The 26,066-nt window shown below is 59.2% G+C and carries 21 protein-coding genes; 16 read left to right on the forward strand and 5 right to left on the reverse strand.

Annotated elements, in window-relative coordinates:
* Positions 1 to 32 precede the first annotated feature (32 nt).
* The gene (gene gyrA / locus AB5Y90_RS01975) at positions 33 to 2,780 is read left to right on the forward strand and encodes a DNA topoisomerase (ATP-hydrolyzing) subunit A (RefSeq protein ID WP_307894915.1); all 2,748 of its coding nucleotides are present in this window, start codon (positions 33 to 35) and stop codon (positions 2,778 to 2,780) included.
* Positions 2,781 to 2,887: 107 nt separating this feature from the next.
* On the opposite strand, the gene AB5Y90_RS01980 is transcribed toward gyrA, so the two are convergent.
* A complete protein-coding gene (locus tag AB5Y90_RS01980) occupies positions 2,888 to 4,285 on the reverse strand; it encodes an alpha-amylase family protein (RefSeq protein WP_307894914.1) in 1,398 nt (465 codons plus the stop codon).
* 261 nt (positions 4,286 to 4,546) lie between these two features.
* Between AB5Y90_RS01980 and AB5Y90_RS01985 the strand changes: the two genes are divergently transcribed.
* Complete coding sequence (locus tag AB5Y90_RS01985) at positions 4,547 to 4,702, forward strand: hypothetical protein (protein WP_162838997.1); 156 nt, start codon at positions 4,547 to 4,549, stop codon at positions 4,700 to 4,702.
* Positions 4,703 to 4,860: 158 nt separating this feature from the next.
* Here AB5Y90_RS01985 and AB5Y90_RS01990 read toward each other — a convergent pair whose 3' ends face one another.
* A complete protein-coding gene (locus AB5Y90_RS01990; protein WP_307894912.1) occupies positions 4,861 to 5,916 on the reverse strand; it encodes a PA0069 family radical SAM protein in 1,056 nt (351 codons plus the stop codon).
* A 173-nt stretch (positions 5,917 to 6,089) separates the two neighbouring features.
* Between AB5Y90_RS01990 and AB5Y90_RS01995 the strand changes: the two genes are divergently transcribed.
* From AB5Y90_RS01995 to AB5Y90_RS02060, 14 genes are all read left to right on the forward strand, one after another.
* The gene (locus AB5Y90_RS01995) at positions 6,090 to 6,677 is read left to right on the forward strand and encodes a tetratricopeptide repeat protein (protein ID WP_307894911.1); all 588 of its coding nucleotides are present in this window, start codon (positions 6,090 to 6,092) and stop codon (positions 6,675 to 6,677) included.
* Positions 6,678 to 6,909: 232 nt separating this feature from the next.
* Positions 6,910 to 8,838 carry a threonine--tRNA ligase gene (thrS, locus tag AB5Y90_RS02000; RefSeq protein WP_005336690.1) on the forward strand — a complete coding sequence of 643 codons (1,929 nt, stop codon included), beginning with the start codon at positions 6,910 to 6,912 and terminating at the stop codon, positions 8,836 to 8,838.
* Between the two features lie 21 nt (positions 8,839 to 8,859).
* Entirely contained in the window at positions 8,860 to 9,390 is a 531-nt protein-coding gene (infC, locus tag AB5Y90_RS02005) for a translation initiation factor IF-3 (RefSeq protein ID WP_196783562.1), read from the forward strand.
* Positions 9,391 to 9,476: 86 nt separating this feature from the next.
* Positions 9,477 to 9,674, forward strand: a complete 198-nt coding sequence (gene rpmI / locus AB5Y90_RS02010) for a 50S ribosomal protein L35 (RefSeq protein ID WP_005336688.1) — start codon at positions 9,477 to 9,479, stop codon at positions 9,672 to 9,674.
* A 15-nt stretch (positions 9,675 to 9,689) separates the two neighbouring features.
* Positions 9,690 to 10,046 carry a 50S ribosomal protein L20 gene (gene rplT, locus AB5Y90_RS02015; RefSeq protein WP_005336687.1) on the forward strand — a complete coding sequence of 119 codons (357 nt, stop codon included), beginning with the start codon at positions 9,690 to 9,692 and terminating at the stop codon, positions 10,044 to 10,046.
* Between the two features lie 379 nt (positions 10,047 to 10,425).
* Positions 10,426 to 11,409 carry a phenylalanine--tRNA ligase subunit alpha gene (pheS, locus tag AB5Y90_RS02020; protein WP_016350663.1) on the forward strand — a complete coding sequence of 328 codons (984 nt, stop codon included), beginning with the start codon at positions 10,426 to 10,428 and terminating at the stop codon, positions 11,407 to 11,409.
* 12 nt (positions 11,410 to 11,421) lie between these two features.
* The gene (pheT, locus tag AB5Y90_RS02025) at positions 11,422 to 13,809 is read left to right on the forward strand and encodes a phenylalanine--tRNA ligase subunit beta (RefSeq protein ID WP_307894910.1); all 2,388 of its coding nucleotides are present in this window, start codon (positions 11,422 to 11,424) and stop codon (positions 13,807 to 13,809) included.
* Positions 13,810 to 13,812: 3 nt separating this feature from the next.
* Complete coding sequence (ihfA, locus tag AB5Y90_RS02030; protein WP_005300715.1) at positions 13,813 to 14,109, forward strand: integration host factor subunit alpha; 297 nt, start codon at positions 13,813 to 13,815, stop codon at positions 14,107 to 14,109.
* 15 nt (positions 14,110 to 14,124) lie between these two features.
* Positions 14,125 to 18,114 carry a transporter substrate-binding domain-containing protein gene (locus AB5Y90_RS02035; protein WP_307894908.1) on the forward strand — a complete coding sequence of 1,330 codons (3,990 nt, stop codon included), beginning with the start codon at positions 14,125 to 14,127 and terminating at the stop codon, positions 18,112 to 18,114.
* Complete coding sequence (locus AB5Y90_RS02040; protein WP_307894907.1) at positions 18,101 to 19,345, forward strand: response regulator; 1,245 nt, start codon at positions 18,101 to 18,103, stop codon at positions 19,343 to 19,345. Before AB5Y90_RS02035 ends, AB5Y90_RS02040 begins: the two co-directional genes overlap by 14 nt.
* A 3-nt stretch (positions 19,346 to 19,348) precedes the next feature.
* Complete coding sequence (locus AB5Y90_RS02045) at positions 19,349 to 19,990, forward strand: GNAT family N-acetyltransferase (RefSeq protein WP_064336045.1); 642 nt, start codon at positions 19,349 to 19,351, stop codon at positions 19,988 to 19,990.
* 60 nt (positions 19,991 to 20,050) lie between these two features.
* Positions 20,051 to 20,824 carry a Sir2 family NAD+-dependent deacetylase gene (gene cobB, locus AB5Y90_RS02050; RefSeq protein ID WP_005351956.1) on the forward strand — a complete coding sequence of 258 codons (774 nt, stop codon included), beginning with the start codon at positions 20,051 to 20,053 and terminating at the stop codon, positions 20,822 to 20,824.
* Between the two features lie 91 nt (positions 20,825 to 20,915).
* Complete coding sequence (locus AB5Y90_RS02055) at positions 20,916 to 21,392, forward strand: hypothetical protein (protein ID WP_136501721.1); 477 nt, start codon at positions 20,916 to 20,918, stop codon at positions 21,390 to 21,392.
* Positions 21,392 to 23,041: a diguanylate cyclase gene (locus tag AB5Y90_RS02060; protein WP_307894905.1), complete on the forward strand. Its 1,650-nt coding sequence runs from the start codon at positions 21,392 to 21,394 to the stop codon at positions 23,039 to 23,041. The genes AB5Y90_RS02055 and AB5Y90_RS02060 overlap by 1 nt, the downstream gene beginning before the upstream one ends.
* Positions 23,042 to 23,124: 83 nt before the next feature.
* On the opposite strand, the gene AB5Y90_RS02065 is transcribed toward AB5Y90_RS02060, so the two are convergent.
* From AB5Y90_RS02065 to rbsB, 3 genes are all read right to left on the reverse strand, one after another.
* Positions 23,125 to 24,129 carry a substrate-binding domain-containing protein gene (locus AB5Y90_RS02065; protein ID WP_307894904.1) on the reverse strand — a complete coding sequence of 335 codons (1,005 nt, stop codon included), beginning with the start codon at positions 24,127 to 24,129 and terminating at the stop codon, positions 23,125 to 23,127.
* Positions 24,129 to 25,061, reverse strand: coding sequence for a ribokinase (gene rbsK / locus AB5Y90_RS02070; RefSeq protein WP_307894903.1), 933 nt, complete (start codon positions 25,059 to 25,061; stop codon positions 24,129 to 24,131). Before rbsK ends, AB5Y90_RS02065 begins: the two co-directional genes overlap by 1 nt.
* A gap of 108 nt (positions 25,062 to 25,169) precedes the next feature.
* Complete coding sequence (rbsB, locus tag AB5Y90_RS02075) at positions 25,170 to 26,045, reverse strand: ribose ABC transporter substrate-binding protein RbsB (protein ID WP_307896857.1); 876 nt, start codon at positions 26,043 to 26,045, stop codon at positions 25,170 to 25,172.
* Positions 26,046 to 26,066 lie beyond the last annotated feature (21 nt).

The raw sequence follows: 26,066 nt of genomic DNA on the forward strand, positions 1-26,066 counted from the left end.
CAAAGAACAACTAATTAGGGATAAGGCTTTCTATGAGCGATCTGGCCAGAGAGATCACGCCGGTCAACATCGAAGAAGAGCTCAAGAGTTCCTATCTTGATTACGCCATGAGCGTGATCGTAGGACGAGCTCTGCCGGATGTGCGTGATGGCTTGAAACCGGTTCACCGCCGCGTTCTGTTTGCTATGAACGAGTTGGGGAACGACTGGAACAAGCCCTATAAAAAATCGGCCCGTGTGGTCGGTGACGTAATCGGTAAATATCACCCGCACGGCGATATCGCTGTGTATGACACCATTGTCCGGATGGCGCAGGATTTCTCCATGCGTTACATGCTGGTCGATGGTCAGGGCAACTTCGGTTCAGTCGACGGCGACAGCGCCGCGGCGATGCGTTATACCGAAGTGCGGATGGCCCGCATCTCCCACGAGCTGCTGGCCGATCTGGACAAAGAGACCGTGGACTGGGTGCCGAACTATGACGGTACCGAGATGATCCCGGCGGTCATGCCTACCAAGGTTCCCAACCTGCTGGTCAACGGCTCCTCCGGTATCGCGGTGGGCATGGCGACCAACATTCCGCCTCACAACCTCACCGAGATTGTCAATGGCTGCCTGGCGCTGATCGAAAACGGCGACCTCACCATTGACGAGCTGATGACCTACATCACCGGCCCGGATTTCCCCACCGGCGGCATTATCAACGGTCGTTCCGGCATCGTGCAGGCGTACCGTACCGGTCGTGGCTCCATCTATGTGCGGGCCAAGGCTGAAGTGGAAGTGGACGAGAAGACCAGTCGCGAGACCATCATCGTTCACGAGATCCCCTATCAGGTGAACAAGGCTCGACTGATCGAGAAGATCGCCGAGCTGGTCAAAGAGAAGAAGATCGAGGGCATCAGTGCCCTGCGCGATGAGTCTGACAAAGACGGTATGCGCATCGTTATCGAGATCAAGCGCGGCGAGTCCGGCGAGATTGTGCTGAACAATCTCTACAAGCACACCCAGATGCAGACCACGTTCGGCATCAACATGGTGGCGCTCGATAACAACCAGCCCAAGGTGATGAACCTTAAAGAGATCCTGGATGCGTTCCTGCTGCACCGCCGTGAAGTGGTGACTCGCCGGACCGTGTTCGAATTGCGCAAGGCGCGGGATCGGGCACACATTTTGGAAGGTCTGGCGGTTGCGCTGGCCAACATTGATCCCATCATCGAGCTGATCCGCCACAGCGCGACCCCGGCCGACGCGAAAGCGGGCCTGGTTGCCAAGGGCTGGGAACTCGGCAACGTGGCCGCCATGCTGGAAAAAGCGGGCGATGACGCGGCACGGCCAGAGTGGCTGGAGCCCGAGTTCGGTATCCGTGAAGGTCAATACTTCCTGACCGAACAGCAAGCCCAGGCCATCCTTGACCTGCGTCTGCACAAGCTGACTGGCCTCGAGCACGAGAAGATCCTGGAAGAGTACCAGTCTCTGCTGGATCTGATTGCCGAGTTGCTGCACATCTTGGCGAGCCCGGCTCGTCTGATGGAAGTGATCCGCGATGAACTGCTGGCCGTGCGCGAGCAGTATGGTGACGAGCGTCGCACCGAGATCAGCATGTCCAGTGCCGAGATCAACATCGAAGATTTGATCACCCCGGAAGATGTGGTGGTTACCCTGTCTCACCAGGGTTATGTGAAGTATCAGCCGCTCTCCGACTACGAGGCCCAGCGCCGTGGTGGTCGTGGCAAGTCGGCCACCCGGATCAAGGAAGAGGACTTTGTGGAGCGTCTGCTGGTGGCCAACACCCACGACACCATTCTGTGCTTCTCCACCCGTGGCAAGGTCTACTGGCTCAAGGTTTACCAGCTGCCGGAAGCCTCCCGTGGCGCCCGTGGTCGTCCGATCATCAACCTGCTGCCGCTGGAAGAGGGTGAGCGTATCACCGCTATCCTGCCGGTGAAGGAGTATGACGCCGAGAAGTATGTGTTCTTCGCCACCGCCAACGGTACCGTGAAGAAGACCAGCCTCTCTGACTTCAGCCGTCCGCTCTCCTCCGGTATTCGTGCCATCAACCTCAAAGAGGGTGATGAGCTGATCGGGGTGGATATCACCGATGGCAGCAACGAGATCATGCTCTTCTCCGATGCGGGTAAAGTCGTTCGCTTCGCGGAAGGCAGCGGTCGCGCCGATGCCGATGTCAGCGATGACGTTGAAACCGACGACGATGCCGGCAATGACGATGATGGCAGCGACAACGGCGAAGGTACCGAAAGCAAGGGCACCTTCAAGGGCGTGCGTCCCATGGGTCGTACCGCCGCCGGTGTCCGTGGCATCAAGCTGGGCGCCGGTGACAAGGTGGTTTCCCTCATCGTTCCGCGCGGCGAAGGTGCCATCCTCACCGCCACCGAGAACGGTTACGGCAAGCGGACTGCGTTGGCCGAATACCCGACCAAGAGCCGTGGTACCCAGGGCGTTATCTCCATCAAGGTGGATGAGCGTAATGGCAAGGTGATCGATGCGATCCAGGTCGAAGATACCGACCAGATCATGCTGATCACCAACGGCGGTACCCTGGTGCGTACCCGTGTTGCCGAGGTGAGCGTCATTGGCCGTAACACCGGCGGTGTCCGTCTGATCCGTACCGGTGAAGACGAGACCGTAGTCGGTCTGCAGCGCATCGCCGAGAGCGACGAAGACGAGAACGAGGCGCTGGCCGTTGACGGTGAGGTATCTGAAGGTACCGATACCGCGACCGGCACTGATGCGGTCGATGCTGGGGAAGCGGGCGACGAGTAATCGTCACCGGTTACCCGAGCAACGTCTCTGAGCAAAAAGAGCGACCCTGGTGGTCGCTCTTTTTATTTGTCTGCTTTTTATGACTCTCCGCTGATCTTACGGCTGGGTCACTCCTGCAACCACATTCTGGCGCTGCGGGCGGGAATGGTAACCCGTACCCACTGGCTCTGCACGTTGACTACGGCCCCTTGGTCGAGCACGTCACGATAGTTGCGATACCAGTTCATCTCGAATTTGGCGGTATCGAGCCAATACTCCTGCTCATAGTCGCACTTGTTGATGCCGACCAGCCCCTGCTTGCCCCGTTTGAACAGCACAAAGCAGTCACCGCTGCCGACCAACTGCATGGGTTGACCCTGCACCGCATTGTGGAAGCGGATCATCCCCTTGAGATCGGCGCGCTGGTAGTAATCCTGCCAGCGCAGTCCATCCTTGGCCTGGGTCTCGCCGTGATCCGAATAGACCAGCGGCGAGCCACCATCGCGGCCGAGCAGGTAGGCGTAGGCCAGCTTCTCGTCAGTCTGGCTTAAGATCTGATAGCGGAAGCCGTCGTTGGTGGGGATGTCGTGGGTCACGGCAAAGGTGACGGCGCGACTGCCCGGCAGCGCCTGACCATAGGCGCCCGGATCCGCCAGCAGGTTCATGCTGCCACCGTAACTGAAGGCACCGCGCAGGGAGGCAAACAGCGGAAAGTCATAGGCTCCCTGGCCGCTGCTGTCGAGGTAGGGTTTGAGGAAGCGCTCGTAATCGGTGCTGCCTGCGCCCCCTGTGGTGATCACCTCGCCAAACACGTGCATCCCCTGTTTGATTTCGGGGGTGAACACGGCATTGATCTGGTAATCGCTCATGTGCTTGACCGCATCGACCCTAAAACCCTTGATCCCCATCCCCTTGAGTGCCTTGAGATAGGCCTGTTGCTGGCTTACCACCCAGTTATTGGGATCCAGATCCGGCAGCCCCTTGTCACCGGCACCACCACAGAGTCGCCAATACTGGACATGACCCGGATCGCTCCAGTCGCTGATGCACCCTTCGGGATGAAAATCCTGACCGGAGAGGAAGTTTTGCCCCAGATCGCCAAACAGTTTCTGGCGCTCGAAATAGGCCGGGTTGCTGGCGTAGCTTTGCAGCAGCTCGTTGCCGGGATAGTTGAGGTCCTGGCGTTTCCAGCTTTCGTTGGCCATGTGGTTGAGCACCACATCGGCATAGACGGCGATACCCCGCGCCTTCATGGCGGCGATCAGCTGCTCGAGATCCTGCTTGTTGCCAAGAGGGGAGTCGACAAGACGCAGATCCTGCGGCTGGTAACGAGCCCACCACTCGTTGCCTGATGACTTGAGAGGCGGCGAGATGAGTACCTGTTTGTAACCGGCCGACTTGATAAGGTCGGCTTTGGCGGTCACTTCACTGTACTTCCAGTTGAAGGCGTGCAGTATGACGTCGGCGTGCGCCAAGGGGGCGATCAGCATGCCTGCGATCGCCCATATTCCCGCTGTGTGTTTCATTATTGTGTCCCTGTTTTTATAGATGCCTGAATGGGCAACCCAGCTTTGGCGGGAACAGAGTGAGCTGCAATCAACAACCTGCAGATTTGTGACCGCTTTCAGTATGATTTCGCCGAATATGTGAACTGTTTCGGCTTTTCCTCGCCACCGCCAGTTGCCTTTTTACAAGTGATTTTTTGTCATTTCCCTGTCATTCCCAGTCGCTATCCTGCCGGGCGAGTGATGCGTTGTTGCCATCACCTTCACCGTCAGGAGCTGCATATGACCAGTTGGATCACGTGGGAAATTTGGTGGAGCCGGGTATGGGGCGAGTCAGAGGTGCCGCAGTATGAAGAGGATGAGCACGAAGTGGCCCATGAACCCTCGCGGCTGCCGGTTGAAATGGTGCAACAGGGTCGGGAGCAGCGCGCAGGCTAAGGCGTTAGCACGGTCTTTACCGGATAGCGCGATCCTGTCGTGACATGGCTACTCCGTTGGAAAATTCTGAAAAGCGGGATTTCCACGGGATGTGTTGCGCCATATCTTCCTCTCAAGCTCTTGGCACGCCTGATGTGTGAAGGGCGTGAGCAGGGGGATTAGAAGAGCGACAGCTGCTCCCCGGGGCGGATAAACCCATCCAGCCTGAGCTGAATATGACGTTTGCCCAGATCGAGGCGCTTGCTGATGAGGCGAAAGCGCTGGGCCAGCAGATCGGCAAAATGCCCCTCACCGCGCATGCGGGTACCGAAGGCGGTACTGTTGAGCCCGCCACCGCGGCTGGCTCGCAACTGATTCAAAATAGCCTCCTTCTGGCCCGGATAGTGGGTATCGAGCCAGTCCCCAAATAGCGGCGCCAACTCGTGGGGCAGCCGCAGCAGGATGTAATCGGCGCAGCTGGCGCCCGCCTCGGCCGCCGATTTGATGATCTGCTCCAGCTCCGGCTCATTGAGCCGCGGGATCATGGGGGCGGCCAATACCCCCACCTGTACGCCAGCGTTGGCCAGCTTCTCGATCACTTTCAAGCGGCCGGCGCCCGTGCTGGCGCGGGGCTCCAGCTGTCGGCGCAGGGTTTCGTTCAAGGTCGTCACCGACACCATCACCTGACACAGTCCCTCTCTGGCCAGCTCGGTCAACAGATCGAGGTCGCGCAAGGTCATGGCGCTCTTGGTAATGAGCCCGACCGGGTGGCGGTGGGCCAGCATCACTTCCAGCAACTGCCGGGTCAGGCGATAGCGCTGTTCGATGGGTTGATAGGGATCGGTATTGGCGCCAATGACGATGGTCTGTGGCTGATAGGCAGGTTTGGCAAACTCCCGGCGCAGCAGGTCGGCTGCATTGCGTTTGGCAAACAGCTTGCTCTCGAAATCGAGGCCGGGGGAGAGCTCCAGATAGGCATGGCTGGGTCTGGCATAGCAGTAGATGCAGCCGTGTTCGCATCCCTGATAGGGGTTGATGGAGCGACCAAAGGGGACATCCGGTGAGCTGTTGTAGCTGATGATGCTGCGTGCACCGATCTCCCGCACCTCGGTGTCAGGCACAGAGGGGGTGAAGGCGGCATCCCAATCGAACGATTGCCAGCCGTCATCGACCGCCTCGACAAGGGGACCGCTAAAACGGTGATCGATATTGTAGGGGCTGCCTCGTCCTGCCATGGTGTGCACCGACACTGTTCATACATACAGTTATTTTGCCGGTACCCCGGATAAATGACAACAACTGCTGATCGACCGGGTGCAAAAAGGGTTGTCGCTGGGATCTCTTGCTTGATCGCGGCGCTACATTTCGTTTACATAGACGAAATGAGAATTGGATCACGGAAATCATCATGAGCCCCACCACTTCCCGTTGGCTGTTTATCTGTCTGCTTGCGCTGGTTATCTGGCGTCTGCTTCCGCTCTCCACCGAGCAGGAGATGGCTGCCGCCAACCGTGCCTGGCGCACCGGTCACTTCGATGAGGCGACCCGGATCTGGTCGCCACTGGCGGCGCAAGGGCAGCCTAGGGCGCAAGCCTTGATGGGCTGGAGCCATGAGGTAGGGCAGGGGAGCGAGCAGGATATCCATCAGGCCATCAGCCTCTATCGCCAGTCGGCGCAGGCAGGTGATCCCTTCGGCCAATACCGGCTGGCAGAGCTCTATCTGCGCGGTGTCGGGGTCAAGCGTGATCTGCGCCAAGCCTTTCACTGGATGGATCAGGCTGCCCGTAATGGTGATGTCCCGGCCATGCTGAAAGTCGGCGTCCTTCATCTGACGGGGGTCAGCGGCAGGATCGATTTGCCTCAGGCGAAACAGTGGCTCTATCAGGCGGCACAAAAGGGTAACAAGCTGGCGCTTCAGGTGCTGCAAGAGCTGGCGCTGGCCGAGGAGGGGAGCAGTGACTTTGACTTCAACTGGCAATCCCTGCTTGGCGAATAGTCGGCTGGCGACTCATTTGACTGTAGAAAATATCTGCAAATCCGATACAGCACGCCCGACTTCTGGTAGCATGGGGCCGTTTTGGCTTGGTTTGTCACGTTAGACATGTGGTTGACGTGTCAGGCCGTCTTCGCAAAGTGCTGTGGAGAACCAGAACATCACCTTTTTGAATCTCTTTTTCATCCCGCATGTGACCTTTGGTAGGGGTCACCACTGTATAAGGAAACACATAATGCCAATCATTACTCTGCCTGACGGCAGCCAACGTCAATTTGCCCACTCTGTTTCCGTCATGGATGTGGCTGCGGACATCGGTCCCGGCCTCGCCAAGGCGTGCATTGCCGGTCGGGTAAACGGTGAACTGGTGGATGCGTGCGAGCTGATCGAAGCCGATGCTGCGCTGGCCATCATCACCGCCAAAGACGAAGAAGGTCTGGACATCCTGCGCCACTCCTGCGCCCACTTGCTGGGTCATGCTATCAAGCAACTCTGGCCCCAGACCAAGATGGCCATCGGTCCTGTCATCGACAACGGCTTCTACTATGACGTTGATCTTGACCGTACCCTGACCGATGAAGATCTGGCTGCCCTGGAAGAGCGCATGCTGGCGCTGGTAGCCAAGGATTACGACGTCATCAAGAAGAAAGTCTCCTGGCAAGAAGCGCGCGATGTATTCGAGGCGCGCGGCGAGTCTTACAAAGTCGAAATCCTGGATCAGAACATTGCCCGTGATGACCAGCCAGGTCTCTATCATCACGAAGAGTACATCGACATGTGTCGCGGCCCGCACGTGCCCAACATGCGTCACTGCCACCACTTCAAGTTGCTGAAGATGTCCGGCGCCTACTGGCGCGGTGACTCCAACAACAAGATGCTGCAGCGTATCTACGGTACCGCCTGGGCTGACAAGAAGCAGCTCAAGGCCTATCTGCAGCGTCTGGAAGAGGCCGCCAAGCGCGACCACCGCAAGATCGGCAAGCAGCTCGACCTGTATCACATGCAGGAAGAAGCACCCGGTATGGTGTTCTGGCACAACGATGGCTGGACCATCTTCCGTGAGCTGGAAACCTTTATCCGCGGCAAGCTCAAAGAGTACGACTATCAGGAAGTGAAAGGTCCGTTCATGATGGACCGCGTCCTGTGGGAGCGTTCAGGTCACTGGGAGAAATACGCCCAGGCCATGTTCACCACCCAGTCCGAAAACCGCGAGTACGCCATCAAGCCGATGAACTGCCCGGGTCACGTCCAGATCTTCAATCAGGGTTTGAAGTCCTACCGCGATCTGCCGCTGCGTATGGCCGAGTTTGGCTCTTGCCACCGCAACGAGCCGTCCGGTTCCCTGCACGGTCTGATGCGGGTGCGCGGCTTTACTCAGGATGACGCGCACATCTTCTGTACCGAAGAGCAGATCATGGAAGAGGTCTCCGGCTGTATTCGTATGGTCTATGACGTCTACGGTACCTTTGGCTTCGAGAACATCGTGGTCAAGCTCTCCACTCGTCCCGAGCAGCGTATCGGCTCCGACGAGATGTGGGATCGCGCCGAGAAAGCCCTGGCCGAAGCGCTGGAGCTCAACGGTCTGAAGTACGATCTGCAGCCGGGTGAAGGGGCGTTCTACGGTCCCAAAATTGAATTTACCCTGCACGATTGCCTTGATCGTGCGTGGCAATGTGGTACCGTGCAGCTCGACTTTGCCCTGCCTGGTCGTCTGGGTGCCACTTATGTGGGCGAAAACAACGATCGCCATGTACCTGTGATGATCCACCGGGCCATCCTGGGTTCTATCGAACGCTTCATCGGTATTCTGACTGAAGAGTACGCCGGTCTGTTCCCGACCTGGTTGGCACCGACTCAGGCTGTGGTCATGAATATCACGGACAATCAGGCCGATTATGCGGTGAAAGTAGCCAAAGCATTGAATGATGCGGGCCTTCGCGCAAAAGCGGACTTGAGAAATGAGAAGATTGGCTTTAAAATCCGCGAGCATACTTTGAAGCGAGTACCTTTCATGCTGGTCTGCGGCGATAAAGAAGTTGAAGCCGGTAAGATTGCAGTACGGACTCGTAAAGGGGCTGACCTGGGCACTTATCCTGTTGAAGAGTTCATCGCTCTGTTGACCCAGGAAGTTCAGACCCGCGGACAAAAGAAAGTGGAGGAATAAGCTATAAAAGGCGGAAAAAAACTGGGCAAGCAACCGCAAGCCCGCGCTCACCGGATCAATGAAGAGATCCGTCTGAAAGAAGTTCGTCTGACTGGTCTGGATGGTGAAGCCATTGGCATTACCTCCATTCAGGATGCTCTGAACTTGGCCGCAGAGGCCGGAGTTGATCTGGTAGAGATCAGTCCAAATGCTGAGCCGCCCGTTTGCCGGATCATGGATTACGGCAAATTCCTCTACGAAAAGAGCAAAACAACCAAAGAACAGAAGAAAAAGCAGAAAGTCGTCCAGGTTAAGGAAATCAAATTCCGTCCTGGCACTGACGAAGGCGACTATCAGGTAAAACTACGCAACCTGGTTCGCTTTCTGGAAGACGGGGACAAGGCTAAGGTCACCCTGCGCTTCCGTGGTCGTGAAATGGCCCACCAGGATCTTGGTATCAAGGTTCTGGAGCGCGTCAAGAACGATCTGGAAGAGTTGGCCGTAGTCGAGTCGTTCCCGAAAGTCGAAGGCCGTCAAGCTGTGATGGTCCTCGCACCTAAGAAGAAATCTTAAGGCCCACAAGAAATTGGCTCATGGGGCTCGCCCCATGAGTTGGTTCGCCTTGCGATTTTGTTGTCACTCACAATGCGGAGTATGAAATGCCGAAGATGAAAACCAACCGGGGTGCTGCAAAGCGCTTCAAAAAGACTGGCTCGGGTCGCTTCAAGTGCAAGCACAACCACCTGCGTCACATCCTGACCAAGAAGAGCAGCAAGCGTAAGCGTCAGCTGGGACCGAAATTCATGGTTTCTGCTGCCGACCACAAACGTGTTGTCGCTTGTCTGCCGTACGCATAAGGGGGGATGTGAAAAATGCCAAGAGTTAAACGTGGTGTGACTGCTCGAGCTCGTCACAAGAAAGTAATGAAAGCCGCCAAAGGTTACTACGGCGCCCGTTCCCGTGTTTACCGCGTAGCGGTACAAGCGGTAACCAAAGCTGGTCAGTATGCCTACCGTGACCGTCGCCAGAAAAAGCGTCAGTTCCGTCAGCTGTGGATTGCTCGTATCAACGCTGCAGCCCGTCAGAACGGTCTGTCCTACAGCCGTCTGATCAACGGTCTGAAGAAGGCTTCTATCGAGATCGATCGCAAGATCCTGTCCGATATCGCCGTTCACGACAAAATGGCTTTCACCGCCCTGGTTGAAAAAGCTAAAGCAGCTCTGGTTTAATCCAGTTCTGTTATAAACGCTAAAAGGAGGCTCAGGCCTCCTTTTTTGTATCTATAACTCTCTGTTTTACATTATTTTTTCCTTTCTCCCGCCCATATTATGTCCACTGTTTTACACGAGCTGCATATCTCTCCACACAAGGTGATATGTGCGAGATGACCTGTTCTACAAATGGATTGTATGCCAACAAACTAGATGTTTGTTCCATTATTTTAGGAGTTATGGTGAACCGATAAGACTCGCTTGATATAACAAAATGATTTGTAGGGAGAAAAGCCCACCTTAGCTATGGTCAGCGAAGGGGCTTTTTTTGTATTATTCCCCTCTTGACCTTATTTAGCCTAAAGGCTCCTGTACCGGGAGTGGTGACGAGGAAGACATGCAACAGCTTGAAGAAGTAGTCGGCCAAGCCAGAGCCGAAATTGAGGGCGTAAGCGACATCGCCGCCCTCGACGAAATCCGGGTCAAATATCTGGGTAAAAAGGGCTTTTTTACCGAGCAGATGAAGGGACTGGGTGCCTTGTCTGCCGAAGAGCGTCCCGCCGCGGGCGCCGTGATCAACCAGGCCAAACAGCAGGTTCAGGATGCCCTGAACGAGCGTCGTGAAGCGCTCGAAGTTGCCGTGCTGAACCAGAAGCTGGCTGCCGAGACCATCGACGTCAGCCTGCCGGGCCGCCGCATCGAGAATGGTGGCCTGCACCCGGTGACCCGCACCATCGAGCGTATCGAGCGCCTGTTTGGCGAGATGGGCTTCAAGGTTGCCCGTGGTCCAGAGATTGAAGATGGTTTCCACAACTTCGATGCGCTGAATATTCCGGCTCACCATCCGGCGCGTACCGATCACGACACCTTCTACTTCAATCCTGATCTGATGCTGCGTACCCACACCTCCGGTGTGCAGATCCGCACCATGGAGCATCAGCAGCCGCCGATCCGCATCATTGCGCCGGGCCGCGTTTATCGTAACGACTACGACATGACCCACACCCCGATGTTCCATCAGGTTGAAGGTCTGCTGGTTGACGAGCATGCCAGCTTTACCGAGCTGAAGGGCATTCTGCACGACTTTCTGCGCAACTACTTCGAGGAAGACCTGACCATTCGCTTCCGTCCCTCCTATTTCCCGTTCACCGAGCCGAGCGCTGAAGTAGATGTGATGGGCAAGAACGGCAAGTGGCTGGAAGTGCTGGGCTGCGGCATGGTGCACCCGAACGTACTGCGTTCGGTCGGCATCGATCCGGAAAAATACTCCGGCTTTGCCTTCGGCATGGGCGTTGAGCGCCTGACCATGCTGCGTTACGGGGTCAACGACCTGCGTGCCTTCTTCGAAAACGACCTGCGCTTCCTCAAGCAGTTCAAGTAAGGGCGAGAGAACATGAAATTCAGTAAATCCTGGGTGATGGAGTGGGTCCGCACCGAGTTGAGTGACAACGCACTGGCCGAGCAGATCACCATGGCCGGTCTGGAAGTGGACGCCGTGGAAGCGGTTGCCGGCCAGTTCAACAATGTGGTGGTGGGTGAAGTGGTCGAGTGCGCCCAGCATCCGGACGCCGACAAGCTGCGGGTGACCAAGGTCAACGTGGGCGAGGCCGAACTGCTGGACATCGTCTGCGGCGCGCCGAACTGTCGCAAGGGCTTGAAAGTGTGTGTGGCCAAAGTAGGGGCGACCCTGCCGGGTGATTTCACCATCAAGAAAGCCAAACTGCGTGGCCAGCCATCCCACGGCATGCTCTGCTCTTTCAGTGAGCTGGGTATCGACGTTGAAGCCGATGGCATCATTGAGCTGCCGGCCGATGCCCCCATCGGTACCGATATTCGCGACTACCTCAATCTGAACGACGTCTCCATCGATGTGGATCTGACTCCGAACCGTGCCGATTGCCTCGGTATCGCCGGTCTGGCCCGTGAAATTGGCGTGCTCAACAGCGTGGACGTGGTCGAGCCGACCTGGGCACCAGCTGTTGCCACCATTGATGCAACTTTCCCGTTCCGGGTTGAAGCAACCGCCGATTGCCCACGGTATCTGGGGCGCGTTATCAAGGGGCTGAATTTGCAGGCCCAGAGCCCGCTCTGGATGCAAGAGAAGCTGCGCCGTGGCGGCATTCGTTCCATTGACGCCATCGTCGACATCACCAACTACCTGCTGCTGGAATACGGTCAGCCGATGCACGCCTTCGATCTGGCTACCTTGGAAGGGGAGCTGGTGGTACGTCGCGCCCACGCTGACGAGCCGATGACCCTGCTCGACGGCAACGAAGTGAAGCTCAAAGAGACCACCCTGGTGATTGCCGATGCCAAAGGTCCTGCCTGTATGGCCGGTATCTTCGGTGGCAACCGCACCGGTGTATCCGAGACCACTACCGATATCCTGCTGGAGTGCGCCTTCTTCGCGCCGCTCTCCATCACAGGCCGTGCCCGTGCTTACGGTCTGCACACCGACTCCTCCCACCGCTTCGAGCGCGGGGTGGATCCGCAGCTGCAAGCCAAGGTGATGGACCGTGCAACTCGCCTGCTGCTGGATATCTGCGGCGGTGAAGCGGGTCCGGTCATCGAGGTCAAATCCGATGCCCATCTGCCGAAAGCGGCACCCATCAAGCTGCGTCGCAGCAAGCTCGACAAGGTGATCGGTATCAGCGTGGCGGATGCTCAAGTGGTCGAAATTCTGACTCGCCTTGGCATGCAGGTTACTGTGGATGCTGACGGTTGGACTGCGTTGGCGCCCTCCTGGCGTTTCGATATCGCCATCGAGGAAGACCTCATCGAGGAAGTGGCTCGCATCTACGGCTACAACAACATCCCGAACCTGAAACCGGCCGCCTCTCTGGCGATGGTTGAGCAGGCAGAAGGGCAGGTGACCTTGAAGCGCGTGCGCGACCTGCTGGTTGACCGCGGTTTCCAGGAAGCGATCACCTACAGCTTCGTCGATCCCAAGACCCAGCAAACCCTGTTCCCGCAGAGCGATGCCATCGTGCTGCCGAACCCGATCTCGGTCGAGATGTCCGCCATGCGTGTCTCTCTGTTCCCGGGTCTGGTGCAGACCGTCGTTTACAACCAGAACCGTCAGCAGCCGCGCGTGCGTCTGTTCGAGCAGGGTCTGCGTTTCATCAAGGATGAAAGTGCCGAGAACGGCATCCGTCAGGAGCCGATGCTGGCCGGTATCATCACTGGCAACCAGAGCGACGAGCACTGGGATATCAAAACCCGCGCAGCAGACTTCTTTGATTTGAAAGGGGATCTGGAAGCGGTGCTGGACTTGACCGCCGAAGGGGCCACCTTTAGCTTCGAGCGCACCGAGCACAGCGCCCTGCATCCGGGCCAGAGCGCAGCCATTCTGCGTAATGGCGAGGTCATCGGCCACATCGGCGTGATCCACCCGAGCCTCGAGAAGAAGCTGGGCCTCAAGAGCCGTGCGGTGATGTTTGAGCTGGAGCTGGACAAGCTGACCCCGGCCAAGGTGCCGGTTGCGGCCGAAGTTTCCAAGTTCCCGGCGAACCGTCGCGACATCGCCGTGGTGGTCGATCGTCAGGTTCTGGCAGGTGATGTGCTTGAGGTAATTAAAAAAGTTGGCGGAAATCAGGTAGTTGGAATAAACTTGTTTGACGTATACCAGGGTGCTGGTATGGCAGAGGACAAGAAGAGCCTGGCCATCAGTCTTGTATTGCAAGATACCCAGCGCACCCTGGAGGAGAAAGAGATTGCCGAGACCGTAGACAATGTCGTGCGGGCCCTTGGTGAAGAGTTGAATGCATCCTTGAGGGATTGATCTATGGCGCTTACCAAAGCCGACATTGCAGAGCACCTGTTCACCCAGCTCGGGATGAGCAAGCGTGAAGCCAAAGATATGGTGGAAGCCTTCTTTGAGGAAATCCGACAGGCGCTTGAGCGTGGTGAACAAGTCAAGATTTCAGGCTTCGGTAACTTTGACCTTCGTGAGAAGAATCAGCGTCCCGGACGCAACCCCAAGACGGGCGAGGATATTCCTATCAGCGCCCGCCGCGTGGTGACCTTCCGGCCTGGCCAGAAGCTCAAGGCCAGGGTAGAAAATGTTGAACCCAACGAGTGATAAAAAGCCAGGCAGATGCCTGGCTTTTGTTTTCATATGACCAAATTCCCCATTTTTCTTCTGGGTGCCGCACTGGCACTGCCATTGCACGCCAAGCCTTTGCAGACCACAGTGCTGCCGTTGGAGCCGGCGACCCAAGCTTATGTAAATTCACTGAGTCAGCTTTCGCTCTGCTATCCTGCGACGCTTCCTCCACCATACCTGATGGCCGAGGGGGGTCTGCTCAAGGATCGTCTCGCCCGGTTGCAGGAGCTGTTCCCGATTCCGCTGGTGCTCAAAGAGCTGCCCGATTGGCAGACATTGCGCAACGGGCTCGCAGAGGGGGAATGCGACATCATTCCCTATGTCGGAACCCGCAAGAAGGCCGTGGAGGGCATGCGGTTAAGTCGTCCGATGATGGAGACCGATGCCGCCATCCTCTACAAGGGTGAAAATCTCAAACAGGCCCGCTTTCTGGTCTACTCGGTGGCAGACTCAGCCCGCCTATTGCACGAGCTCTATCCTCAGGCGCGCATTATTTCCCTAAAGAGCGGAGAGAAGGTCTACGACGCGCTGCAGAGCGGCAAGGGGGATGCCTATCTGGGGGACTATCTGCAACTGCGCTATCTGATGCGCGAGTTTCCTGCTGATGGTTTGCGCCTGCGCCGCCTGTTTGGTGAGGATCGGATCATCAGCTATCGCTTGATGATGCGTGATCAGCCTGAGTTGGCCAATCTGGTGGACACCCTGATCCGTCATATGCCCGCCGGTACTATCTATACCGATCTGGCCCGTTATCTCGATCAGGGGTCGCTCTACGTCAACCAACCCCACTTCAGCGATACCGAGCAGGCCTGGTTATCCGGCCGCGGGCGCACCATTCGTCTTGTGGTCAATCCCGAGTTGATGCCCTATAGCGGTGTCAATGATCTGGGGGAGGCGAAAGGGTGGAGCGCGGATGTGCTGCGCTGGGTCACCCAGGAGACCGGCCTGAAATACAAGCTGGTACCTGCAGCCAGCAAGGCGGAGGCCGTAGAAAAGCTGCGCCTTGGTGAGGCGGATATGATGGCCGGCTTGCCGGAATCCCCGGCATTGACGGATCAGTTCATTTTCAGTCGGATGATCTCCACCAATCGGTTTGCCTTGATCAGCAAGCGCAAGTTGGCTGCCGATCGCATCACCCAGCTCAAGCGGCAGCGTATTCTGGTACCTGAATCCCTCTACGATCCCTCCTTGCTCGCCCTGCTTGGTGATCAGGAGTGGCTTCGCACCGACGGCCTCGAGCAGGGGTTAGCAGCGATCAAGCAAGGCAAGGCTGACGCCATGCTGAGCGAGCTATATCAGCTGCAATATCCCCAGCGTACCAACTTGCTGGAAGGGCTCGATATCGAGGAGCTGGAAGATCGCTTCAGTCTTGGCTTTGCCATCAACAAGAGTCAGACCGAACTGGCTGGAGTGATGGATCGCAACCTGATGGCGCTGACCAGCACCCAGATCGACGAACTTAACCAGCGCTGGCGCCGCTTGCTCGTCGTGCAGCAGCCCGGCGTGAGCTACGCCGCCTGGTTTGGCTCCATCGCCATGGCACTGCTGATCAGCAGCATTGTCATCGGCGGGATCTGGCGTTCCCGCCAGCAACTGGCACGGGAGGTGGCCCAGCGTCACGCCGCCGAGAAGGCGCTGGCCATCGAGAGCGAGCTGCGGGAAACCATGTTTCAGGCGTTGCCGGTGCCCGTCTATCTGCGCAATAGCCAGGGCAAGGTGATCAAATCCAATAAACAGGGGCGACGTCTGGCCCTGCGCTACTCGCAGCAGTTGATGCTGCCGCCGGTTCAGTCCCAAAAAAGTGAAGGAGAGCTGGTGCTGGGGGATCAGGTCTTCGCCTATGTCCAGCATCCGCTGCGACTGGACAAGCAAGCACCTGCCACCGATCTCATCGCCCTGTCGGATATCAGTGTGCTGCGTGAGCAGGCCCGTTTTTTGCGTCAGGCAGAGCGCCGCCTGCGCGCCCTGACCAATACCGTTCCCGGCGTGGTGCTGCAGTTTATGTTCGAGCGGGGACGGGTGGGGGGTATCGAGTTTATCAGCCGGGGCTGTTACGAGCTGCTGGGGCTGGCGAGCCAGCAGATCCGTCGTGAGCCCAAACGGGTGCTCACTATGCTGGAGCGCGAGGAGCGCCGTCGGGTACGCAGTGAGATGTTCGCCATGTTGCAGGCTGGCAAACCCTTCGCATTCACCATGCGCTACCACCATCCGACCAAGGGTCTGCGCTGGTTGCAGCTCTATGGCCGTGGCCGCAGTCAGCCGCAGGGGTGGCGAATTTATGCGGTGATGCAGGATGCCACTGCCCGGGTCGAGCAGGATCAGGCATTGCAGCACTCCCATGAGCAGGCGCAACAGGCAGTTCTGGCCAAGGGGCGCTTTTTGGCCGCCATCAGCCACGAGATCCGCACGCCGATGAACGCCATGCTCGGCTTGCTGGAGTGGCTGGCCAGTACTCCTTTGTCGAGAGAGCAAGACTCTGCGCTGGCGCGGGTGCGTCAGGCGGGGGATGAGCTGCTCGGCCTGCTCAACGATGTGCTCGACTTTAGCCGCAACGAAAACAGCAAACTCTCCCTCTCGCCCCAGCCCACCGATTTTGCCGAGCTGTGCGAGCACGTGGCGGCGGTGCACTGGACCAAGGCGCGGGCCAAGGGATTGCAACTGCGCCTTACGTTGGACCCGGCTCTGCCAGCCCTGCAGACCCTCGACCCTCACCGGGTACGGCAAGTGCTCCACAACCTGCTCTCCAATGCCATCAAGTTCAGCCTGCGTGGGGAAGTGGTGCTGTGGGCCGAGGTGGTCGCATCGACCTTGCGCTTCGGTGTGGATGATCAGGGACCGGGGATCACCGCCAAGATGCGCACCACGCTCTTTATGCCGTTCGAGCAGTTTGCCGTTGAAGGGCAGCTGCGGGCGCCGGGCACCGGCCTTGGTCTGGCGATCTGCAAGCAGCTGATCGAGCAGATGGGGGGGCTTATCGATGTCGAGGGACGTGTCGGCGGCGGTAGCCGCTTCTATTGCGAGTTGCCACTGAAGCGGGTGCAGCAGGAGCCGGACTGGCAGCCCAATGTGCGACAGCTGGCGCTCTCTTTACCCCACGATGAGGCGCAAGCGTTGTCGCCCTGGCTCAGCCGATTGGGGATCGCCACCGTCAGCAACGCCGTTGATACGCTGCAAGCAGAGGTGGACGAGAAGGGGCTCTACTATTGGGCCTGGCAAGGGGAGTCCTGGGTGCCCGGGACCATCATCACCCTGCTGCAACCACGCTTGACCCCGGATCAACCGGTCGCCGGCACCCAGCCAGGGCTTGGCATGCGGGTACTGCTGGTTGAAGATCACGATGTCAATCGCGAGCTGATCAGCCTGCAACTAGGCCAACTTGGTGCCAGCGTTATCACTGCCGCCAACGGGCAGCTGGCGCTGGAGATGCTGGCGCAGCAGGAGGTGGATTTTGTGCTGACCGATCTGCAGATGCCGGTGATGAACGGGGCCGAGCTGTGCAGGCAATTGCGCCAATCCGCCCGTTGGGCCCGTCTACCGGTCTATGTGATCACCGCAGATCTCAGTGATCAGGCGGCAAGGGAGCTGCAATCCTGCGGTTGCGATGGCCATCTGGACAAGCCGGTCGCTCTCAAGGAGCTGGCGACCTTGCTGCGCCATATTGCCAAAGAGGGGAGCAATGCTGTCGTCCCGACACCGGTTGCCTCGCTGCTGACCGATGAACTGGCCGCCCTTTATCTGAAGGCTACCCGTGATGATTTGGCCGAACTTGAGCGCTGCAGCACAGAAGAAGATGAAGTTGGCGTGAATGCTGCTTTACACAAGTTGAAGGGGGCCGCCAGAATGGTAGGGGCGACTGCGTTGGTGGCGGTCATTGAAGAGTGGCAACAGGCGCCCCATCCGATGCTGCAAGCCAGATTGAACCGGGCACTGGATGAGTTCAGCCAGCAGTTTTCAAAGAGGGCTCAAGATGATCATCACTGATGAAGAATTACTGGCGTTGCTCGATTCGGAAGAGCATGAGGCGGCAGGATTTTGCCCCATTGTGCTCTATGCCCTCGACAGCACCGCCCATGAGTTGGCCAGCACCATGACATTGCCCTCCTATGTCACGCTGCACCGTACCCGACCGGATGCCTGCTGGCAGTGGGAAGGGTTGTTTGCGGCCGGCGCCATTGCCCTTTACGACCCCGCCGCTCATCAGCAGGCGGACTACTTCCCCCAGTTGCAGCAGCATGAGGGGATTTACGCTATCGGCGAGGATTGGCTGGGGGGGCTTGCCGCCAGTTACCGTAAATGGTGCAACTGGCTGGCCGCTAACAAGGTACTGCTGCTCGAGGATCACCCGTTTCAGGGGATGCAACTGCAACAGACCATCGCCGGGTTGGGGCTCTCCTGTCAGTGGGTACAGGATGAATCGGCCTGCCTTGCGGCATTGTCGGCGGGCGACATCAGCCTGCTGGTGTGCGATCTCAGTCTGGTGGAGCAAGATGCCATCAGTCTGCTGATGAACCAGCCCCAGTTGCAGGAGGCCGGGCTGCCCATCGTGCTGCTTTCGGCCCATGAGCAGACGCTGATCGACGGTGCCCGCCGCCTGCTGCACGATGCCGGTTTCAATATTCTGGCGGCACTGGCCAAGCCGCTTGATTGCGACGAGCTGCTCAGGTTGCTGCGTCGACTCTATCTGGGCCCGCTGCGTCAACAGCGCTTGAGCGGCCAGCGCCGCTCCATCCGCCGGTGGCAGGGGGAGGTGCAGGGTCAGCTTGGGCTGCTCTCCAGTCCCGCGACCCCTCATCCGGTCTGGCTGGCGGTGACCGGCTTGCCCAGCCGCTGGGAGGCGCTCAAGGATTGGGTGACGGAGCAGTCGCGTACCCCAGCCGAACTGACCCTGCTGATCCACCGTCGTGACCACCTGCTCGGCAATGCCGATCGCTTCGCGCTGGTGCTGCAAGCCAGTCTGGCGGGGAGCAAGCTGGCGCTGCTGCTCGATAACAGCCAGCATCTGCCATTCGATCTGCTGGAGCGTTTGCCGCTGCAAGCCTTGCTGCTGGGGCAGGGGATCTTGCCGGAGATGGAGTCCTTGACCGGTGACTCCCTGCTGGGACGCTTTATGACCCGGGTTCGAGAGCTGGGGATCGCCGTCTATCTGGATGATCCTTACAACCTGCTCGACGTCGAAGTGTGGCGAGAGCGCGGTATGACGGGGCGCTGGTAAGCCATGCCGCGCTACCTCTGCTGGCCCATGCACCGGGAGCGCCTTGGCAAAGGGCTGGATGGCTGGCCTCATCCGGTTTCCCGGGCCGCGCTGCCACTGGCTATGGAGGTATCCGGGGTGCCTTGCCTGCTGCGTGAGCTGCATGGGGTGGCGCCTGCCCGCATGCTGGCTGCTTACGATGCATTGAGTGAAGAGAGCATCTATCTGCGCTTTATGCGTCCGAAACGGACGCCGCCACCGGAACAGGTGGCCCAATTTCTCAATTACCATCCCGAACAACAGATCTCGCTGCTACTGACCGATCTGGCCGGTGAGCCGCTGGCTCAGGCGCAATCAATCCGCCGCCGCCTTCATCCCGATCGGGCGGAGTTTTCTTGCATCGTGGCGGATCACTTCCAGCACAAGGGGGCGGGGCGGCGCATTCTGCTGGCGCTGGCACTGCTGGCCAGGGCGGACGGGATCCGGGAGTGGACGGCGGAAGTGTTGGCCCAGAACCGCCCCATGCTGACTCTGCTCAAGCGCCTTGGTTTGCCGCTGACCCTGGTGACCGGGCGGGAGATGGTCTTTGTCAGGCTGGATCTGTCGGTACTGGATGCCTGGTTACCCGCACCGCCAGCGGCGCCGCTTAAGACCAAGGGCGAATAGTGACACTTTTTTCCCTGTGCTAAGGTCACATTTATTGTGCGGGGATAGACGGAGCAGCTTATGGCGCAGTCATATAAACATATCGTGATCCTGACCGGCGCGGGGATCTCTGCCGAATCCGGCATCAAGACTTTTCGTGCCTGCGACGGTTTGTGGGAAGAGCACAAGGTCGAGGATGTGGCGACCCCCGAGGGGTATGCCCGGGATCCCGAACTGGTGCTGCGCTTTTACAACTCCCGCCGCAAACAGCTGCAACAGCCCCAGGTTCACCCCAATCCGGCCCACTATGCGCTGGCTCGCCTCGAGCGACTGCTGCCCGGCACGGTCACCCTGGTCACCCAGAACATCGACAATCTGCACGAGAGCGCTGGCAGCAAGAACCTTATCCATATGCACGGGGAGCTGCTCAAGGCCCGCTGCCCCGAGTCCGGTCAGGTGATCGAGTGGCGCGGGGATCTCCATCAGGACGAGCTCTGCTCCTGCTGCCAGTTCCCCCAGCCGATGCGTCCCCATGTGGTCTGGTTTGGCGAAATGCCGCTCGGGCTGGATCGGATCTATAGTGCGCTGGCCCAGTGCGATCTCTTTATCTCCATCGGCACCTCTGGCGCCGTCTATCCTGCCGCCGGGTTTGTCCATGAAGCGGGATTGAACGGGGCGCACACCATCGAGCTCAATCTCGAACCGAGCGAGGTAGGTAGCCAGTTTGACGAGAAACGTTATGGCCCAGCCTCCCTGCTGGTGCCCGCCTATGTCGATGAGTTGCTGGAGGCGTGCGGCATTCATCAACCGAGGCAAGTCGAGGGGCACAACTGGATGGAGATGCGCGGTCCCTGAGCTACTGTGCGACGGGACAGTTGCAATGATTCGGTGAAATCGCCACACTGGCAACCATTTAAAAAATGGGACGCAGTTGGCGCAAATTACCATGACCGCAGTAAAGCAATGGATCGCTTTTTTTCTCCTGATGCTGGCCAGTGCCAGTGCATCGGCCTCCATCCCCCTGATGACCCTGATACTGCCATATGGCCAGCAGGTGAGCCTCGATGAGGCGGCCCTCTCCGCCTTGCCACAGACCGAATTCACCACGACTACCCCCTGGACTCAGGGCGCCCACCACTATCGCGGGCCGACCCTGTCAGCCGTGCTGGCGGCGCAAGGGATCCAAGATGCCCGCAAGATCGCCGTCTCGGCCCTCAACGGCTATCAGCAGGTGGTGGATCTGGCCATGTTCGACGGCGTGCCGCTGACCCTGGTGCGTCAGGAGGACGGCAAACCGCTGACCCGGCGCAATAAGGGGCCGCTTTGGCTGCTCATCCCGTTCACCACCTATCCCAAGCTGGACGTGCCCGCCATCCATAACTGCATGGTTTGGCAGGTGACCCGCATCGAGATCGTCGATTGATGGGGCTATCCCGCCAAAATCTGCTGTTGGTTGCGGTGTCGCTGCTGTTTCTGCTCTCGTCGGGCAGCAGCCTCTATCTGCAGTATCGGCAGGAGCAGCTGGTCGATACCTTCTACCGCAATGTCCACTGGAACATCAGCCAGGTGATGCTCGAATCCCAGCGTTTCCTCTACGACCTGCAGCTCTATCGGGCTGGTAGACAGTCGATGGAGACCCTGAGCCTCGATTACGATCTGCTGTGGAACCGGCTCGATATCTTCCTCATCAGCAGCGAGACCGCCGAGATGCGCCAGCGGCACGGGCTCGGCAAAGTGCTGGCCACCTTGTTCGAGCAGATCAAGCAGCTCGAACCCCAGATGGAGGCCGGTGCGCTGCGCGAGGGGGCTGAGCTTGCCCGCTTGCAGGAGGCGATCGCCAGCCAGACCCGTCTCGTCGAACAGATAGGGGATCAGATCCTCTCCGGCCAGGAGCGGGAGCATTCGGTCAGCCAGATCCGCAACAGCCTGTTCTGGCTGCAGATCTGGCAACTGATCCTGTTGCTGACCGGTGGCGCTCTGGTCGCTGCCCTCATTCGCGCCAATCTGGCGAACCGTCGGCTTGCCCTGCTCGATCCCCTGACCCAGCTGGGCAACCGCCGTGCCCTGCAGGAGCAGCTCTCTCGTGCTCTGCATGCTGGCGAGGTGAGCGCTTTGGTGGTGCTCGATCTCAAGCGCTTCAAGCAGGTCAATGATCTGCTGGGTTATCAGGTCGGTGATCGGCTGTTGCAGATGGTGGCCAACAAGCTGCTGCAGGTCCATGGCAGCCACGCTTACCGGCTCGGCGGAGATGAATTTGCCGTGGTGCTGACCAAGGCGGATGATGCGCTGGAAACCGCCATTCATGAGCTGGTGGATCTGCTCCATTTCGAGTTCGTGACCCGGGAGTGCAGCTTCGATCTGGCCTGTCGACTCGGGGTCGCCAAGGCGCAGCAACAGGATGCCCCCCGGTTGCTGGATCAGGCCATCCTGGCCCTTAACCAGGCCAAACGTAGCCAGGAGGGGGCGATCAGCTGGTTTGAGCCTGCCATGCTGCAGCAGTTGCAGTTGAGTCAGCAGCAGCTTCATCAGCTGCGAGAGTGGTTGGCGGGGCGCGAGCCTGCACCGCTGCGAGTGGCATTGCAGGCGCTGACGGACGGACAGGGCAACGAGATGTGGCAATTGGCGCTTGAGTGGCGTGAGCAGGGAGTGCCTTGCCACATGCGCTGGCTGCAAGAGTGCGGCGTACTGGGGCCCGTGTTGGCCCGTGTGCTGCAAGCGCACGAGGCGCAGTATGCCGATGGTCGGGCACTACTGGTCCCGCTCGACAACCAGGCCCAGCTGACCCATCTACTGGCCTATCTGCCGAGGTCTTCCCGCACGCCGCTGGTGTTGCTGATACCAACGCTGCAGCCGGATGGTGTCTTGCTGGCGGGATTGCGACAGCAGGGTTGCACTCTGGCGCTCAGAGAGATTGGCAGCACCACCTCAGCGCAGCTGGCAGCTGGCTGGCCTGTTCGCTACTGGTTGCCGCAGGGTGATGATGATGGCGAGTTGTTGCAGCCTCTGGCCAGACGATTGAGGCTGGCGCCACTGCAAGTGCTGGCAGCCAGGGAGACCCGGTCGCTGGCCTGAGGGCAAAAGCGGTATTGCACGGCAGAGATAAAACGAAACAAGGCGACCTCTGGGTCGCCTTGTTCTTTTGTTGCCCCTGAAAATCAGGGGCGGGGCGCGCAAGATTGTCTGATCACCAGGTCTGGGTCGACGGTGATCAGGTGATTCTCCACCGCTTCGCCGTTTATGCGGGCCAGCAGGCGGGTGACGGCGAGGCGTCCCAGCTCCTCTTTGGGCTGGTTGATGGTGGTGAGTGGCGGCGACATGAATTTGGCCAGCGCCACATTGTCATATCCGACAATGGAGAGGTCGCGCGGGATCACCAGACCCGCCTGATGAGCGGCACTGATGACCCCCATCGCCATCATGTCGTTGCAGACAAAGAGGGCGGTGGGCCGCTCGGGTAATGCCAGCAGACGGGTCATCGCCTGATGGCCGCTGGCGCAGTCAAAGTCCCCCTCCTGAATCCAGTCAGGATTGACAGTGAGTTCGGCCTCCTGCAGCGCCAGCTCGAAGCCAGCTTGGCGCTGGTTGGCGGGGGCGCGGCTGTGGGGGCCGGTGATGCAACCGATGGCGGTGTGGCCCAGCTCAATCAGATGGCGGGTCGCCAGATAACCGCCGTGGAAGGAGTTGTCGGCGATAAGATCCACATCCTCGCTGACCAGCCCCCAATCCATCACTACCACCGGCAGGCTTTTGAGCCAGTCGAGCTGATTGAACACCTCTTGTTGGCCTTCGCTGCACATGATGAGCAGGCCATCGACCCGCTTGCGCAGCATCATCTTGAGGTAGGACAGCGCCGTCTCGGCCTGACCTTCGGTGTTACCCAGCATCAGGTTGTAGCCCTGCTCGAAGCAGTAACGCTCCACCCCGCGCACCACCTCGGCAAAGAAGGGGTTGCTGGAGGTGGTGACCAGCATGCCGATACTGTTGGTCTCCTTCACCTTGAGGCTGCGGGCCACCAGACTCGGGGCATAGTTGAGATCGCGCATGGCCGCAAAGACCCGCTCGCGGGTCTCCTCGGCCACAAAGCGAGTCTCGTTGATGACATGGGAGACGGTGGTGGTCGAGACCCCTGCCAGCGCCGCCACCTCCTTGATATTGGCCATCAGTGCCCCTGCGCAGTCTGCTCAAGCAGGAAGGTGTCGACCTCCTGCTTGCTCGGGATGGAGCTCTGGGCGCCGAATCGGGTGACGGAGAGCGCCGCCGCCCCGTGGGCAAAGCGCACCGCGCTGTGGAAATCGGCACCCGCCAGTTCCGCCGCCAGCAGGGCGCCGTTGAAGGTATCGCCCGCGGCAGTGGTATCCACCGCCTTGACCCGAAAGCCCGGGATCAGCTGTTGCTGCTGGGCGTTGCTGCAGTAAACCCCTTGTGCGCCCAGGGTGATCATCACGTCCGCAATCCCCATCTGGTGGAAACGGGCGGCCGCCTCGCGGGCGCTCGCTTCGTCGGTGACTTTGACGCCGGTCAACAGCTCCGCTTCGGTCTGGTTGGGGGTGATAAGGTCGACCAGTGCCAACAGCTCAGCGGAGAGCGGGCGGGCAGGGGCGGGGTTGAGCACCACCCGGGTGCCATGGGCGCGGGCCAGCCGTACAGCCTCATGGACGCTCTCGAGCGGCACTTCCAACTGCAACAGCAGGGTGTGGGCGTCGGCGATCATCGCTTCATGGTTTTTCACCACGGCAGGGGTGATGGCACCGTTAGCTTCGGCGGAGATACCTATGCTGTTCTCCCCCTCATCGCTCACATAGATGATGGCGATACCGGTCGGGAGCTTGGGATCGAGCTCGACGGCGCTCACGTCAATACCGTCTTTGGCAAAACCGCTCTTCATCTGGTGGCCGATGGCGTCATCACCGATGCGGGCGATAAAGGAGACGGGGGCGCCAAGGCGGGCGGCAGCGACAGCCTGATTGGCCCCCTTGCCACCGGGCACCACCTGATAGCTGTGGCCGGTCAGGGTTTCACCCGGGCGAGGAAAGTGGGGAACGCGCAGCACGTGGTCTGCATTGACACTGCCCAGAACGACGAGACGATTCATGTTGACTACTCCTGATGCATCTTGGCTTGAACACTGTGATGGAGTGAGCCCAAGCCGGGAGGCACCTAAACGAGAGGGAAAAGGGGAGGCGAACCTCCCCTCGAGCACTTACTTGCTGACCACTTGCAGCGGTACCGGAATGGATTTCTCGACCGGCTGACCTTTCAGCACCTTGTCGGCAGTCTCGACGCCGATGGCACCGATCAGGGCAGGCTGCTGGGCCACGGTGGCGGCCAGTTTACCCTTGGCAACGGCGGCTTTGCCATCGTCAGTGCCGTCGAAGCCGACGATCATTACCTCTTTGCCGGCAGCCTGCACGGCGCGGATAGCACCCAGCGCCATCTCGTCGTTCTGGGCGAACACAGCCTGTACGGTCGGATGGGCAGCCAGCAGGTTTTCCATGACGTTCAGACCCTTGGTGCGGTCAAAGTCGGCAGGCTGGGAAGCCAGCACCTGCAGCTTGTTGGCTGCTACGGCCAGGGCAAAGCCTTCGCCACGGTCACGGGCGGCGGAGGTACCGGCAATCCCTTCAAGCTGGATCACCTTGGCACCGGTACCCAGTTTCTCGGTGATAAAGTCACCGGCCAGCTTGCCGCCCGCCACGTTGTCGGAGGCAATGTGGGCCTTGACCTCACCCTGCGCGGCGCCGCGGTCCAGGGTCAGTACCGGGATGCTGGCGCGGTTGGCCAGACGAATGGCGTTGCCAACCGCTTCGGAATCGGTGGGGTTGATCAGGATGGCGCCGACCTTGCGTACGGTGAGATCTTCCATGTTGGAGAGCTCTTTGGCCGGGTCATTCTGGGAATCCAGTACCACCAGCTCGTAGCCAAGCTCTTTGGCTTTGGCTTCGGCACCCTCTTTCATGGTGACGAAGAAGGGGTTATTGAGGGTGGAAACCACCATGGCCAGGGTTTGATTGGCGGCCTGGGCGGTGCCCAGCACGGACATGATGGCGGCAGCGAGCAGGGTATTGAGCTTTTTCATCATTTCATTCCTTGTGTGTGG

This window comes from Aeromonas sp. R4-1 (genome assembly GCF_040908325.1).
Classification (GTDB): Bacteria; Pseudomonadota; Gammaproteobacteria; order Enterobacterales; family Aeromonadaceae; genus Aeromonas; species Aeromonas veronii.

What these genes read in the sequence shown, in the direction of transcription:
- AB5Y90_RS02065 (WP_307894904.1), bottom strand. Translation starts at nt 24,129, where the DNA reads ATGGCCAATATCAAGGAGGTGGCGGCGCTGGCAGGGGTCTCGACCACC.
- thrS (WP_005336690.1), top strand. Translation starts at nt 6,910, where the DNA reads ATGCCAATCATTACTCTGCCTGACGGCAGCCAACGTCAATTTGCCCAC.
- AB5Y90_RS02040 (WP_307894907.1), top strand. Translation starts at nt 18,101, where the DNA reads ATGATCATCACTGATGAAGAATTACTGGCGTTGCTCGATTCGGAAGAG.
- pheT (WP_307894910.1), top strand. Translation starts at nt 11,422, where the DNA reads ATGAAATTCAGTAAATCCTGGGTGATGGAGTGGGTCCGCACCGAGTTG.
- AB5Y90_RS01980 (WP_307894914.1), bottom strand. Translation starts at nt 4,285, where the DNA reads ATGAAACACACAGCGGGAATATGGGCGATCGCAGGCATGCTGATCGCC.
- pheS (WP_016350663.1), top strand. Translation starts at nt 10,426, where the DNA reads ATGCAACAGCTTGAAGAAGTAGTCGGCCAAGCCAGAGCCGAAATTGAG.
- AB5Y90_RS02060 (WP_307894905.1), top strand. Translation starts at nt 21,392, where the DNA reads ATGGGGCTATCCCGCCAAAATCTGCTGTTGGTTGCGGTGTCGCTGCTG.
- AB5Y90_RS01995 (WP_307894911.1), top strand. Translation starts at nt 6,090, where the DNA reads ATGAGCCCCACCACTTCCCGTTGGCTGTTTATCTGTCTGCTTGCGCTG.
- AB5Y90_RS01985 (WP_162838997.1), top strand. Translation starts at nt 4,547, where the DNA reads ATGACCAGTTGGATCACGTGGGAAATTTGGTGGAGCCGGGTATGGGGC.
- rbsB (WP_307896857.1), bottom strand. Translation starts at nt 26,045, where the DNA reads ATGAAAAAGCTCAATACCCTGCTCGCTGCCGCCATCATGTCCGTGCTG.
- rplT (WP_005336687.1), top strand. Translation starts at nt 9,690, where the DNA reads ATGCCAAGAGTTAAACGTGGTGTGACTGCTCGAGCTCGTCACAAGAAA.
- rbsK (WP_307894903.1), bottom strand. Translation starts at nt 25,061, where the DNA reads ATGAATCGTCTCGTCGTTCTGGGCAGTGTCAATGCAGACCACGTGCTG.
- ihfA (WP_005300715.1), top strand. Translation starts at nt 13,813, where the DNA reads ATGGCGCTTACCAAAGCCGACATTGCAGAGCACCTGTTCACCCAGCTC.
- AB5Y90_RS02055 (WP_136501721.1), top strand. Translation starts at nt 20,916, where the DNA reads ATGACCGCAGTAAAGCAATGGATCGCTTTTTTTCTCCTGATGCTGGCC.
- gyrA (WP_307894915.1), top strand. Translation starts at nt 33, where the DNA reads ATGAGCGATCTGGCCAGAGAGATCACGCCGGTCAACATCGAAGAAGAG.
- AB5Y90_RS01990 (WP_307894912.1), bottom strand. Translation starts at nt 5,916, where the DNA reads ATGGCAGGACGAGGCAGCCCCTACAATATCGATCACCGTTTTAGCGGT.
- AB5Y90_RS02035 (WP_307894908.1), top strand. Translation starts at nt 14,125, where the DNA reads ATGCCTGGCTTTTGTTTTCATATGACCAAATTCCCCATTTTTCTTCTG.
- cobB (WP_005351956.1), top strand. Translation starts at nt 20,051, where the DNA reads ATGGCGCAGTCATATAAACATATCGTGATCCTGACCGGCGCGGGGATC.
- rpmI (WP_005336688.1), top strand. Translation starts at nt 9,477, where the DNA reads ATGCCGAAGATGAAAACCAACCGGGGTGCTGCAAAGCGCTTCAAAAAG.
- AB5Y90_RS02045 (WP_064336045.1), top strand. Translation starts at nt 19,349, where the DNA reads ATGCCGCGCTACCTCTGCTGGCCCATGCACCGGGAGCGCCTTGGCAAA.